Source organism: Geojedonia litorea (genome assembly GCF_042654525.1).
In the GTDB taxonomy this organism is placed as follows: Bacteria; Bacteroidota; Bacteroidia; order Flavobacteriales; family Flavobacteriaceae; genus Geojedonia; species Geojedonia litorea.
Window position 1 is genome coordinate 1,405,173 of sequence record NZ_JBHSGP010000014.1, and the last position, 13,408, is coordinate 1,418,580.

12 protein-coding genes are annotated in these 13,408 nt (G+C 33.9%); 6 read left to right on the forward strand and 6 right to left on the reverse strand.

What is annotated here, in order from left to right:
• Positions 1–8 precede the first annotated feature (8 nt).
• The 5 genes from rodA to purH form a co-directional block, all read right to left on the reverse strand.
• On the reverse strand, positions 9–1,289 hold the full coding sequence (gene rodA / locus ACFO5O_RS14160) for a rod shape-determining protein RodA (RefSeq protein ID WP_387964889.1): 1,281 nt from the start codon (positions 1,287–1,289) through the stop codon (positions 9–11).
• Entirely contained in the window at positions 1,289–3,226 is a 1,938-nt protein-coding gene (gene mrdA / locus ACFO5O_RS14165) for a penicillin-binding protein 2 (RefSeq protein ID WP_387964891.1), read from the reverse strand. The genes rodA and mrdA overlap by 1 nt, the downstream gene beginning before the upstream one ends.
• 495 nt (positions 3,227–3,721) lie before the next feature.
• On the reverse strand, positions 3,722–4,543 hold the full coding sequence (gene mreC / locus ACFO5O_RS14170; RefSeq protein ID WP_387964893.1) for a rod shape-determining protein MreC: 822 nt from the start codon (positions 4,541–4,543) through the stop codon (positions 3,722–3,724).
• A 9-nt stretch (positions 4,544–4,552) separates the two neighbouring features.
• Complete coding sequence (locus tag ACFO5O_RS14175) at positions 4,553–5,581, reverse strand: rod shape-determining protein (RefSeq protein WP_387964895.1); 1,029 nt, start codon at positions 5,579–5,581, stop codon at positions 4,553–4,555.
• A gap of 152 nt (positions 5,582–5,733) precedes the next feature.
• Complete coding sequence (gene purH, locus ACFO5O_RS14180) at positions 5,734–7,266, reverse strand: bifunctional phosphoribosylaminoimidazolecarboxamide formyltransferase/IMP cyclohydrolase (protein ID WP_387964897.1); 1,533 nt, start codon at positions 7,264–7,266, stop codon at positions 5,734–5,736.
• A 145-nt stretch (positions 7,267–7,411) separates the two neighbouring features.
• On the opposite strand from purH, the gene ACFO5O_RS14185 reads away from it, so the two are divergent.
• Positions 7,412–8,668, forward strand: a complete 1,257-nt coding sequence (locus ACFO5O_RS14185; RefSeq protein ID WP_387964899.1) for an ABC transporter permease — start codon at positions 7,412–7,414, stop codon at positions 8,666–8,668.
• 4 nt (positions 8,669–8,672) lie between these two features.
• On the opposite strand, the gene ACFO5O_RS14190 is transcribed toward ACFO5O_RS14185, so the two are convergent.
• Positions 8,673–9,128, reverse strand: coding sequence for a GAF domain-containing protein (locus ACFO5O_RS14190; protein WP_387964901.1), 456 nt, complete (start codon positions 9,126–9,128; stop codon positions 8,673–8,675).
• 86 nt (positions 9,129–9,214) lie between these two features.
• Between ACFO5O_RS14190 and xrtF the strand changes: the two genes are divergently transcribed.
• The 5 genes from xrtF to ACFO5O_RS14215 all read left to right on the forward strand — a co-directional run bounded on the left by xrtF (position 9,215) and on the right by ACFO5O_RS14215 (position 13,353).
• Positions 9,215–9,766, forward strand: a complete 552-nt coding sequence (xrtF, locus tag ACFO5O_RS14195; protein WP_387964903.1) for an exosortase family protein XrtF — start codon at positions 9,215–9,217, stop codon at positions 9,764–9,766.
• Positions 9,759–10,184, forward strand: coding sequence for an exosortase F system-associated membrane protein (locus ACFO5O_RS14200; RefSeq protein WP_387964905.1), 426 nt, complete (start codon positions 9,759–9,761; stop codon positions 10,182–10,184). Before xrtF ends, ACFO5O_RS14200 begins: the two co-directional genes overlap by 8 nt.
• A gap of 63 nt (positions 10,185–10,247) precedes the next feature.
• Positions 10,248–10,661 carry an HYC_CC_PP family protein gene (locus ACFO5O_RS14205; protein ID WP_417398473.1) on the forward strand — a complete coding sequence of 138 codons (414 nt, stop codon included), beginning with the start codon at positions 10,248–10,250 and terminating at the stop codon, positions 10,659–10,661.
• A 95-nt stretch (positions 10,662–10,756) separates the two neighbouring features.
• Positions 10,757–12,994, forward strand: coding sequence for a TonB-dependent receptor plug domain-containing protein (locus ACFO5O_RS14210; protein ID WP_387964909.1), 2,238 nt, complete (start codon positions 10,757–10,759; stop codon positions 12,992–12,994).
• Between the two features lie 5 nt (positions 12,995–12,999).
• Positions 13,000–13,353, forward strand: a complete 354-nt coding sequence (locus ACFO5O_RS14215) for a heavy-metal-associated domain-containing protein (protein ID WP_387964912.1) — start codon at positions 13,000–13,002, stop codon at positions 13,351–13,353.
• Positions 13,354–13,408: the final 55 nt, after the last annotated feature.

Genomic DNA, 13,408 nt, shown 5'->3' on the forward strand with positions numbered 1-13,408 from the left:
AGATTATTTTACCAATCATTAACCTTATTCGCATCGAGTTTTACAAAAATAAACAGTAAAATTGTAAAGCCCCACAAACTTGATCCACCATAGCTAAAAAAAGGAAGAGGTATGCCCACCGTTGGAATCAAACCCATAACCATTCCTGTATTTATCATAAAATGGATGAATAAAATGGATGCCACACAATAGCCATAAACCCGACTGAAATGACTTTTTTGGGCTTCGGCTAAATATAATATCCTTATAAGAAGCGCAACAAATAGGATTACAACTAGGGCACTGCCCATAAATCCCCATTCTTCACCAACTGTGCTAAAAATGTAATCGGTATCTTGTTCTGGTACAAACTTCCCTGTGGTACGTGTGCCTTCCAAAAAGCCTTTTCCTGTTAACCCTCCAGAACTAATTGCCTTTTCAGATTCATTGAGGTTGTAAAGAATAGTTTTCTTCATTTCGGCCAATTTTTGCGGGTCTTTTTCCAATCGTAGCCATAGACTAATTCGATCTTTTTGATGTGCTTTTAAGATGTTTTCGTAAAATAATTTGACTCCAAATGAGAATCCTACGCAAAGCAATAAAATAGCAATAGACTGAATAATAAGTGGCCGTCGTTTCTTTTTTAAGACGTAGAAACCAAAGATTATAATTGCAGAGAGCCCGACGGCTGATAATACCCCAAATTTTAAAGTAACCACTGAAAGTAAAATCACAATGGCTGCCAGAATTAAATACACCTGTTGTAGACCTTCTCTATAAAACACAAAGAAAAATGCAGCATAAACAATGGTGCTCCCAGCATCATTTTGTAATAAAATTAAAATTGCTGGTAATGAAATAAGTACAACGGTTTTGATCTGGTCTTGAAGTGATTTCATATTGGTTTGAATATCACTAATATGTTTAGCTACAGCCAGAGAGGTTGCAAACTTTGCAAATTCACTAGGTTGCAGAGTCATACTTCCAATCGCATACCAAGATGTTGCTCCGTTGATGTTTTTTCCGAATATAAATAACCCAATGAGTGATAATATAGACACTATATAAATCACACTTGAAAACCGTTCATAAAATTTGGCCTCAATTGATAAAATTATAACAATAAGCACCAAAGTAAGAATTATGAATACAAGCTGCTTACCATAGCGCTGGTTCATATCAAAATAGCTAAACATTTCACCGGTATGGGACGCCGAAATTATATTTAGCCATCCAAAACCTACTAGCATCAAAAATAGTGCAATGGTAATCCAATCAAATTTTAGGCTTCTTTGGTTTTCTTTGAACATTATTGATTACGTTCGTTTTGGTTTTTATTAGGAGTATGCTCTTTTGGTTTTTCGTATTCTACAACTTGTAAGGCAGTTTCACGATTAATCCCAAAAGGTTTACCAGAATAGGGTTTGGCATATTCATTTTCTAAACTATGTGATAAAATCCAATTTTCCATATCGGTTCTGGTAATATAACCTTTTAAATATTTTTCAATCATTAAACTGGCCATTCTACCTGCAAATCGACTACCCCAATAGCCATTTTCAACAAATACTGCAATGGCAATTTTAGGGTTATCTTTAGGGGCAAAAGCTACAAAAATGGAATGATCGGTCAATTGAGTTTTTACGCCATTAATTTTTATGAAATTTTCAGCAGTTCCAGTTTTACCACATATTTCTATGTCTGGAACTCTTAAGGTAGAAGCCGTACCTTTATTATAAACATCAAACATACCTTGTATCACTGGCTCAAAGTATTCTTTATCTATTGTGGTATAATTTGGTATTTTATAGGCTGAAGGAATGGTGTCTCCTTCAATTTTTTTGATAATATGAGGGGTGTAATAATAGCCCCGGTTAGCAATTGCAGCTGCCATATTTGCTAGTTGAATTGGCGTGGCCTCAACTTCACCTTGGCCAATGGCATTAGATACTATATAAGTTGAGCCCCAACGACCTTTTCCATAGGCTCTATCATAATAATCACCATTAGGGATGCGACCTTGTCTTCCAACAAATAAATCATTATTTAAAAAGTTCCCAAGGCCAAAACTTTTTGCATGTTCACTCCATGTGTTCATGCCTTTGGCTGGATCTTTATATTTGTCTACTATACGGCGATAAACATTAACAAAATACGCATTACAAGATTGAGCAATACCATCATTCATACTTAAGGGACTCGCGTGATGATGGCATCCGGTTAATCGTCTGCTTCCTAAATAATAACCCATACGACACGAAAATCGTTCTTGAGTTGTGACTACGTTTTCCTGTAAACCAATTAAAGCATTAATCACCTTAAACGGAGAGCCAGGTGGATATTGCGCTAATAAACTTCTGTCATATAGAGGCTTAGCAATAGTGTCATAATGCATTTTTGAATAATTTTTAGAGCGGTCTCTACCAACCAATAAATTAGGATTATAACTTGGGCCAGAGACCATAGCTAAAATTTCGCCAGTACTTGGCTCAATGGCTATAATACCACCTCGTTTATTTTTCATCAAAAGTTCACCATATTCCTGGAGTTGGGCATCAATTGTTATAGTGATATCCTTCCCAGGTTTTGGTAGTGTATCATAAATACCATTCTTAAAAGGTCCTATATCGCGATTGAACCTATCTTTTTGAATAAACTTTATCCCTTTTTCACCTCTTAGAATATCTTCGTATGAGGCTTCTACACCTTGTTTTCCAATTAAGTCGCCCATTTTGTAATAGGGATTTCTTTCAATTGTAGCCACACTAACTTCACCAATATCACCTAAAACATTGGCGCCAATTGTAGTTTGATAATCTCTTAATGTTCGTTTTTGAATATAAAACCCTTGAAACTTACGCATTTTCTCTTGCAGAACCGCATAGTCTTCCTTAGAGAGTTGAGGCACAAATACTGAAGGTAATCGAGGTGAATATCGATACGCCTTTTCATAAATGGTCTTAAAATCTTCTATGGTTATTTTAACTAAATTACAAAACTCAATGGTATCTAATGGCTTTACCTCTCTTGGAACCACCATGACATCATACGACGGTTGATTCGCAACCAATAAATTCCCATTGCGGTCGTACACGTAACCGCGTTTTGGGTAATCATAAACCTTTCTAATGGCATTGTCTTCATAAGGGTCATAAGCAGTTTGATTATAAACCTGTAAGTAAAACAATCGGCCAATAAAAATGATTCCTACACTTATTATTATTGAAAATAAAAGTAGTTTTCTCATCGAGGCTTTTTGCTAAATAATATTATTGTTATTAAACATAAAAGTATAGTAAATATACTTGAAAATAACGTTTTTTGAAGTATCAAAATTATGCTAGAGATGTTAAAAATCTCAAGAGAAAACATAATAAAATGATGAATTACAGTAAGTATTGAAATATAAATAAATCGATTTCCAAATTCTGTTTGAGAAAATTTTATAGTTTGATATTCGTAAACCATTCCAAATGAAAATTTTAATATGGGTGGTCTAATAAAGGCAATGAAAACGCTAGCTCCTGCATGAACACCACCAGAGTCAGTAAATAAATCGATACTTAATCCCAATAAAAAACTTAAAAAAACGAACAGCGTCCTATTGTTTTTTACAGGATATAGAATGATGAATAAGATATACAAATAAGGGCTTATATACCCTAAAAAATTGATGTTGTTTAAGATTAAAACTTGAGCAAGAACAAGGGCTAAAAACTCAAAAATCGTGTTGATAGTTGTTCTATTCATCTCTTTGATTTTGTAAGGATCTGATTTCGTTGAAATCCTTATTTTTTATAATATACACATGACCTATATTAGTCATGTCATTAAACAATTTGACATTGACGGTATAAGTGTCTCCACTAGCATCCAATGTATACGAATCGATTAGACCAATTAATATGCCTTTAGGGAAAATTGAGGATTGTCCTCCAGTAATTATGGTATCACCTTTTCGGACTGGAGCAAATTTTGAGATATCAATAAGCTGAACAAATTCTGGAGATTTTGCGTTCCAGGTTAAGGAGCCAATATGGTCAGTTGATTTAAGTTGCGCGTTTATTCTGCTTTTTGTATTTAAAATAGAAAGAATTCTAGCGTAATTGCTTGAAGCCTTATCTATTATACCTACAATTCCTTTGGAAGTAATAACACCTAAATCCTGTACAATACTGTCGTTTTGACCTTTATCAATAGTTAAATAATTTTTACTAGCAGCATAGCTGTTTTTTATAACATTTGCCGAATTGAATTTGAAATTAAAATCAATAGTGCTGTCTAATGCTGAATTATCTACTTCATGTTGATCTGAATTAAAAAGTATAGATTTTAACCTTTTATTCTCGTCAATTAAAACCTCATTTTGCTTTTTCAAACTAAAATAAGCTCTGATGTTGCTAGTAGTATTGTAAATTCCTCCTGAAAGAAAGTTCGCTGAATTAATAAACTTGCTTTTGTGGTAAGAATGTGATTGAATGGTTAAACCCAAAGAGACACAAAATAGCAACAAAAACAAAAGAAACGTTTTGTTTCGTATAACAAAATTTACGATTTGTTGCATTAGAGTTTATTATTTTATCAGTACACTTTTAAACTTTTGAAGGTTTTTAAGTACAATCCCAGTACCCCTAACCACCGCACGTAGAGGGTCTTCGGCAATATATACTGGTAAATCTGTTTTTTGAGACAATCGTTTATCAAGGCCACGTAACATTGATCCTCCTCCAGCAAGGTAAATTCCAGTGTTGTAAATATCGGCGGCTAGTTCGGGTGGTGTTTGAGATAGGGTTTCCATGACCGAATCTTCTACACGTAAAATAGATTTATCTAAAGCTTTAGCAATTTCTCTATACGAAATTTGAACTTGTTTGGGTTTTCCTGTCAACAGGTCACGACCCTGAACACTCATTTCATCAGGTGGAAGCTCTAAATCTTCAGTCGCCGCACCAATTTGTATTTTAATTTTTTCAGCAGTTCTATCGCCAACATAGAGATTGTGTTGCGTACGCATATAGTAAATGATATCATTAGTAAAGACATCACCTGCAACTTTAACCGATTTATCACATACAATACCTCCAAGAGCAATGACCGCTATTTCTGTGGTTCCACCTCCAATATCAACAATCATATTACCTTTTGGTTGCATAATATCAATCCCAATACCAATTGCTGCTGCCATTGGTTCATGAATCAAATAAACTTCTTTACCATTCACGCGTTCGCAGGATTCTTTAACAGCGCGCATTTCTACTTCTGTAATTCCAGAGGGTATACAAACCACCATTCGTAAGGCAGGTGTGAACAATTTCTTTTTTAACGCAGGTATGTTTTTGATAAACAAATTAATCATTTGTTCACTTGCATCAAAATCTGCAATTACACCATCCTTTAATGGACGGATTGTTTTAATATTCTCGTGGGTTTTACCTTGCATCATGCTGGCTTCCTTCCCTACGGCTATTATTTTTCCTGAAATTCGGTCTCTAGCAACAATGGAGGGACTATCAACGACAACTTTGTCGTTATGAATAATAAGCGTGTTTGCTGTTCCTAAATCTATGGCTATTTCTTCTGTTAAGAAATCAAAAAATCCCATGTGCTGTTATTGATTATGTAGGTTGATACTAATTGGTTTATAGTTGTTGTTGTAAATGTAATAAAAGTTGATAAATATATTCGATAATATAAGTAATCATATTTTTTTTGATTACAATTGGTATTTGTGAGATTTCCGTTTTCGCTGAAATATTAATGTTTAAAATGACGTGTGCCTGTAAATACCATAGCCAAGTTATTCTGGTTACAATAATCGATACTCAATTGATCTTTTATAGAACCTCCTGGTTGAATTACTGCTGTAATTCCAGCCTTTTTAGCAATTTCAACACAATCTGGAAACGGAAAAAAGGCGTCGCTTGCCATAACTGCACCATTTAAATCAAAACTAAATGATTGCGCCTTGTGAATGGCCTGGTTTAGGGCATCTACACGGCTTGTTTGACCTGTTCCACTAGCACACAACTGTCGATCCTTCACTAACACGATCGTATTAGATTTGGTGTGCTTACAAATTTTGGAAGCGAATATTAAGTCTTCTAACTCGTTTTGAGAAGGTTTATTGTTTGTGGTATATGACAAATGTTCAATAGCATCAGTAATAGAATCACGATCTTGTACCAAAACACCATTTAAACAAGTTCTAACTGTAGTTTGAGCAAGTTCTGTGTCTTTTAAAATTAGAAGAATACGATTTTTCTTTCCGGTTAAAATTTCTAAAGCATCATCAGAAAACGATGGTGCAATAACCACTTCACAAAAAAGGCTATGGATATCTTCTGCGGTTGCTTTATCAATTTCAGTATTACTAATTAAAATACCTCCAAATGCAGAAACAGGATCGCCAGCAAGAGCATCTTTGTAGGCTTGTTGTATAGAATTTCTTTGCGCAAAACCACAGGCATTATTATGTTTTAAAATGGCAAAAGTTGGAGCTTCACCCTTGAACTCATTAATTAAATTCACTGCCGCATCAACATCCAGTAAATTATTATAGCTTAATTCCTTACCATGAAGTTTGGTAAACATTGCATCAAAATCACCAAAGAAGAAGCCTTTTTGGTGGGGGTTCTCCCCATATCGCAATACTTGACCTTTAGTTTCGCTTATTTTTAAGGAAGCAATATTATGATCGGTATTAAAATAATTGAAGATTGCAGAATCATAATGCGAAGACACATTAAATGCTTTTGCTGCAAAATGTTTTCTGTCATCCTCGGTAGTTTCTCCGTTTTTCGATTTTAAAAGCTCTAAAAATTCTGAATAATCATCCACTGAAGAAACACAAATAACATCAGCATAGTTTTTGGCTGCTGCTCTAATTAGGGAAATACCTCCAATATCTATTTTTTCAATAATATCCTGATTGCTTGCTCCAGAAGCCACCGTTTTTTCAAATGGATATAAATCCACTATAACTAAATCTATTTGTGGAATATCAAAATCTTTAAGTTCGGCAACATCACCTTCGTTGTGTTGTCTATTGAGAATACCACCAAAAACTTTAGGGTGTAAGGTTTTTACACGTCCTCCTAAAATAGAAGGATATGAGGTGACATCTTCTACAGGAATTACGGCAATTCCTAATTCTTTGATGAATTTTTCAGTGCCTCCTGTAGAGTAAATAGTTACATTTTGTTTGTGTAATTCTTTAACAATTGGCGCTAATCCGTCCTTACTAAAAACAGAAATTAATGCCGATTTAATCGATTTTGTAGTATTCATTTTGTGGTTGTGTGTATTAAAGCGCAAAAGTACATATTATCAGAGAAAATTTAGACTATTGTAAGTGGGTTTATTTAAGAATTTTGTAACAATTAATTGTTAAGAACGTCCTATCATTAAATTTGTATATAACTACTGTAGATTCATGATTGTTTACTTACGTCTTTTCAAAGAAAGCTTCTCGTTTGCAATTAACGCTTTGCGTAATAATAAACTCCGAACATTTTTATCTTTACTTGGCGTAACTATAGGGATTTTTTCAATTATCGCTGTATTGGCAGCTGTTGATTCTTTAGACCGAAATATTCAAGAGAACTTGTCGGGATTAGATAAAAACACCATTTATTTAACTAAGTTTTCTTTTGGTCCTACCAGTGTTCCAAGATGGCAACGCGACAACTACCCACAAACAGTTTATACTGATTATGAATTTGTTAGTAGAAATGTGCCCGATATCATGGCCTGTGCTTACACAATTTTTGATTTTGGAGGTGGAGAATCTATACGATATCAAGGTGAAACTGTGGCAGGAGTGCAAATTTCACCAATTACCTACGAAATTTATAACATAAATGAGTTTGTTGTTGAACGCGGGCGTTTTTATACCGAATCTGAATCTGCATCTGGTGCCCCTGTAATTGTATTAGGGTATTCATTGGCCGAAAATTTATTTGGAAATATAAATCCACTAGGAAAACAAGTTAGGGTGTACGGTCGAAAATTAACCGTAATTGGAATCTTGAAAAAATATGGTGTGGGTATTTTCGACTCACCAGATGAACAAGCTTTTGTGCCTGCCAATTTTGTTAGACGATTTAAAAATGGAGGTCCTGATGGCATTCCGGGAGCTATAATTATTAGACCAAAAAAAGGCGTAGATATTGGTGCATTTGAACAGGTGTTGAAGGAAAAATTTAGAAACTATAGAGGCTTAAAAGCAGGTGAACCTGACAATTTTTTTATCAATAAACTTTCAGGGATGACAGACGCTATTGATGGAATTCTTGGTACAATGAATGCTTTTGGATGGGTTATTAGCGGATTTTCATTATTAGTTGGTGGTTTTGGTATTGCCAATATTATGTTTGTTAGTGTTAAAGAGCGTACCAACTTAATTGGAATTCAAAAATCACTTGGAGCAAAAAATAGATTTATTTTATTACAGTTTTTGTTTGAGGCTATAATACTAGCAGTTATTGGAGGTTTAGTAGGTTTAGCACTCGTAGGAATTACAACTTTGATTGCTTCAAACTTTACAGGAGATTTTGAATTTGTACTCTCCTTTTGGAATATGATGTTAGGTTTTGGGCTATCTACTTTAATTGGATTGATTTCAGGCGTAATTCCAGCAATTTCAGCTTCAAAACTCGATCCTGTTGAAGCCATAAGAACCGGAATGTGATTTATTAAAGTATCTGGGCTACATTTTCGCAAACAAATTCTAAAAATCGTTCGTCTTCACTGCTAAAAGGATCAGGAGTATTTGAATCGATATCGATTTGACCAATATTTTCACCATTAACAAATATTGGGATGACGATTTCGGCTTTTACCGTAATACTACAGGCAATATAATTGTCTTGAGCTGATACATCTGGAACCACAAAATTTTGATTGCTTACCGCAACCTGGCCACAGATACCTTTTCCAAATGGGATTATAGTGTGGTCTGTTGGTTCACCTACATATGGCCCTAATTTGAGCTCATTTTTATCACCATTTTTAAAATAAAACCCTACCCAATTATAATGTGGTACATTTGCTTCCAATAGTTGGCAGATACCTAATAACCTATCGTCAACATTAAGTTTGCTGTTAGATATAATTGAAGTAACCTGCGGTTTTAATTGCTCAAAAGTCATTGGCTTAAAAAGTTTTTGCAAAAGTATTAAAAAGGCATGCAATCAATACATTCAATTTGCATAAATTTAACCTTATAAATAGTAGTTTGAAATCCCTTTTAAAAAAATATAAGCCGGTTATTAAATTTATTCTTACGTTTCTTTTAGCGTATTTAGTGTTGTCTGTGGCTTATAAGTTTTATTTGGATTTGTCAGTTGGCTCAAAATATTATCCAGACTATTTAACACAACGCGTTGCCAAACAATCAAAAGAGCTTATTAATGTAATTGGGTATACAGCTGAAATTATAAATCACCCTAATGAGGCTTCTATCAAACTCGTTATTAATGGAAAGTATGTAGCTAGAGTTGTAGAAGGCTGTAATTCTATAAGTGTTATTATTTTATTTGTCTCATTTATGCTTGCATTTGCTGGTCGTGCGAAACCAACAGCCATGTACATTTTTGCAGGAAGCGTTTTAATTTATGCTATCAATTTAATTAGAATCGTTATTTTGTCGGTTGGACTATATCATTATCCGTGGCGAAGAGAGATTCTACATACCGTCATTTTTCCTCTAATCATCTATGGTTTGGTGTTTATATTATGGATGATTTGGGTAAATCGCTATTCGAAACTCAAGAAACAGCATGAGTAATGGATTAAGGTACATATGGCTTTTGATTTTATTCGGACTGTTAATTTTAATTCGTGTATTTGAAAACGAATTGTTTTACGATCCCTATTTGTTGTTCTTTAAAAATGACTATTTATACATGGATTATCCCCGGAGAGAAATCTTAAAACTCACACTTTTTACCTCCTTAAGGTATGTTTTAAATTCCCTGATATCACTAGGAATTATTTATCTGGTTTTTAAGGACCAATCCATAATAAAATTTTCTTCAATAGTGTATACTGTGGCGTATATAATTCTCATTTTAATATTTTTATATTTCGTCATTAATCCGAGACAACAAGACTATTACCTGTTTTTTAACTTTAGAAGATTTTTGATCCAACCAGTAATTCTATTACTTTTATTGCCTGCCTTTTACTATTATAAACTTAAATAAATGATAATGTTAAGGCTTTTATAAAATAAAATAATAGAGGGTCTTTTTTTATACTTTTGCAATGTGATAAAGCAAATTTTTTATAACATATTTTCGATCGCATTAGCAGTACTGGTGTTATTGTCTACTATGTCATTTGCCATTGACAAACATTTTTGTGGTGATGTGTTAGTAGATTCGGCTGTATTCGTTGAAGCTAAAAAATGTGTTCAGGAGGCCTATGAAATTGAACTGGCCTTTATAACTAAAAAGGAATGTTGTAAAGATGAGTTAGAGGTTATTAAAGGTCAAGATCAACTAAAAAGATCTTCTTTTGAGGACTATAAATTGGATCAACAGCTCTATTTGACATCGTTTGTAACCGTCTACAACCAACTATTTGTTAGCCTAGCAAAGCAAGTAATTCCTCATAAAAATTATTCTCCACCTAACTTGGTCACTGATATTCATGTTCTAGACCGGGTATTCATTATTTAATATTTCGTTGTTTTTAATACTGATATATGATTTTCAACACGATGTTATTTGAAATTCATTATAAACGAATATTAATTTATATTCACATAAAACAAATGAAAAATATTATATCTATACTAATTATATTTCCTATGCTTTCATTTTCACAAGATAAAATTAGTGGAATGATCATGGAAGCCAATGAAAAAAATGAACACATAGGATTAGCAGGGGCCAATGTGATTTGGTTAAATACTACTGTCGGTACGGTTACAGATGTTGATGGTAAATTTACAATTGATTATAAAAAAGAATATCAAAAACTGGTCATTAGCTATATTGGATTTAAAACCGACACCTTAACTATTGCTGAACCAAAAATGATTCACCACTGGTTGCAACCTACGAGTGACTTGGATGAGGTAACTATTACTTCTAGAAAGCAGTCTACTGCAAAATCATACCTACAATCGGCAAATATATTAACAGTGAGTAGTGATGAACTTCTCAAGGCCGCCTGTTGTAATTTGTCTGAAAGTTTTGAAACCAACCCATCAATAGATGTAAATTTTGCAGATGCGATTTCAGGAACCCGGCAAATTAAAATGTTAGGCTTGACGAGTCCTTATATTTTAATTACTTCAGAAAATATTCCGACAATTAGAGGTGCTTCTCAAGCTTACGGATTGAGTTTTACTCCAGGAACTTGGGTAGAAAGTATACAAATTACTAAAGGCGCCGGAAGTGTGGTAAATGGTTTTGAAAGTATTGCCGGACAGATCAATACCGAAATGGTAAAACCTTCTACAGATGCCAAATTATTTGTAAATGCCTATGGTGATGGTAGCGGAAGGTATGAGTTGAATACCCATTTAAACACCAATCTAAATGGCAAATGGAGCACAGGTTTGTATCTGCATGGAAACATTAGGGACAAAAAATTTGATATGAATGATGATTCCTTTTTGGATGCGCCGCTTCAAAAACAAGTTAATCTGATGAATCGATGGCAATATACCGACACCGAAAAAGGATTCGTGAGTTTCATTAATTTAAGATATTTAAATGATGAAAAACAAACTGGACAAATGGCCTTTGACCCAGATCTCCATAAAGGAACAACTAACGCTTGGGGAAGTGAAATTGATACAGAGCGTTTTGATATATCCGTAAAAACAGGATTTGTTAATCCAGAAATTCCTTGGCGAAGCCTTGGTGTACAAGCTGCGTTTAGTAGACATGAGCAAGAGTCGTATTTTGGATTAAATCAATATGATATTTTACACAACAGCCTATATGCTAATGCTATCTATAATTCTATAATTAGTGACTCTAGACATAAAATTAAAACAGGGCTAAGCTATACTTACGATCATTATGATGAGCTTGTTGGAAATACAGATTTTGAACGAACCGAGAACTCTGTAGGAGCCTTTTTTGAGTACAATTTTGATAATTTGGAAAAGCTTAATCTAACTGCCGGAGTTCGTGTTGATCGACATAATTTATTAGGAACTTTTGTAACGCCGCGTTTTCATGCACGCTATTCACCTTGGGAAAAATCGGCTTTGCGTTTTTCATTTGGACGCGGAAAGCGAAGTGCCAATATTTTTGCTGAAAACCAATCTATGTTTTCAAGTTCCAGAAGCCTTAATATAGTTAACACTGGTGGTGACATTTACGGATTGGACCCAGAAATAGCATGGAATTATGGTGTATCCTTTTTACAAGGGTTTAATCTTTTTGGAAGAAAAGCTGACCTAACTTTTGATTTTTACAGAACAGATTTTCAAAATCAAGTCGTTGTTGATTATGAAAATCCGCAAGAAGTTAGTTTTTATAATCTTGAAGGGGATAGCTATGCTAATAGCTTACAGATTGAATTTAACTACAATGTGTTTGAGCATTTTGATTTGCGTACGGCCTATAAATTTTATGACGTTAAAACACAATACAATTCAGGGAAGTTGGTAAAACCTTTAACCCCTAGACATCGGGTTTTTGCAAATGCGTCTTATGAAACTCATGAAACTGAAAAAAATGGATTATGGAGATTTGATATGACTTATAATTGGTTGGGCGAACAACGTTTTTCTTCAACAGCGTCTAATCCAGTTCAATATCAATTACCAGAATATTCGCCAACGGTCGCGACCTTAAATGCACAAGTAACAAAAGTATTTTCTGATAAATTTGAAGTATATTTAGGTGGCGAAAACATTACTAATGTGAGTCAAAACAATCCCATTGTAAGTGCAAACGACCCTTTTGGAGCAAATTTTGACACCACATTTGTATATGGTCCAATTTTTGGGAGTATGTATTACGCAGGATTAAGATTAAAAATTAAATAAAAGCAATGAAAACAATAGTATTATCCATAGCCATTTTAGCAACTTCATTTGCTTGGGCGCAAGACAAAAATGCAAAAGCCACTATAGAAGTTGATGGTATATGTATGATGTGTAAAGTAAGAATCGAAAAGGCTAGTATTAAAACCAAAGGTGTTAAATCTGCTGTGTGGGATGTTGCTACTCATGAATTAAAGCTGATTTTTGATGAACGAAAAACCAATCTTAACGCAATAAAGAAGAACATTGCAGCCGTTGGTCATGATACTAAAGATGTTAAAGCAACTAAAGAGGCTTATGATAGTTTAGATCCTTGTTGTAAATATAAAGATGAGGATGTGGTCAATGACCATAAAAATTAATAATAAAAAGCACCTTGATTAAGGTGCTTTTTTATTTCTTAAGTGTATGGTTTTA

Excerpts from the sequence above, each read along its gene's own strand:
- rodA (WP_387964889.1), bottom strand. The coding sequence starts at position 1,289 with ATGTTCAAAGAAAACCAAAGAAGCCTAAAATTTGATTGGATTACCATT.
- mrdA (WP_387964891.1), bottom strand. The coding sequence starts at position 3,226 with ATGAGAAAACTACTTTTATTTTCAATAATAATAAGTGTAGGAATCATT.
- mreC (WP_387964893.1), bottom strand. The coding sequence starts at position 4,543 with ATGCAACAAATCGTAAATTTTGTTATACGAAACAAAACGTTTCTTTTG.
- ACFO5O_RS14175 (WP_387964895.1), bottom strand. The coding sequence starts at position 5,581 with ATGGGATTTTTTGATTTCTTAACAGAAGAAATAGCCATAGATTTAGGA.
- purH (WP_387964897.1), bottom strand. The coding sequence starts at position 7,266 with ATGAATACTACAAAATCGATTAAATCGGCATTAATTTCTGTTTTTAGT.
- ACFO5O_RS14185 (WP_387964899.1), top strand. The coding sequence starts at position 7,412 with ATGATTGTTTACTTACGTCTTTTCAAAGAAAGCTTCTCGTTTGCAATT.
- ACFO5O_RS14190 (WP_387964901.1), bottom strand. The coding sequence starts at position 9,128 with ATGACTTTTGAGCAATTAAAACCGCAGGTTACTTCAATTATATCTAAC.
- ACFO5O_RS14200 (WP_387964905.1), top strand. The coding sequence starts at position 9,759 with ATGAGTAATGGATTAAGGTACATATGGCTTTTGATTTTATTCGGACTG.
- ACFO5O_RS14210 (WP_387964909.1), top strand. The coding sequence starts at position 10,757 with ATGAAAAATATTATATCTATACTAATTATATTTCCTATGCTTTCATTT.
- ACFO5O_RS14215 (WP_387964912.1), top strand. The coding sequence starts at position 13,000 with ATGAAAACAATAGTATTATCCATAGCCATTTTAGCAACTTCATTTGCT.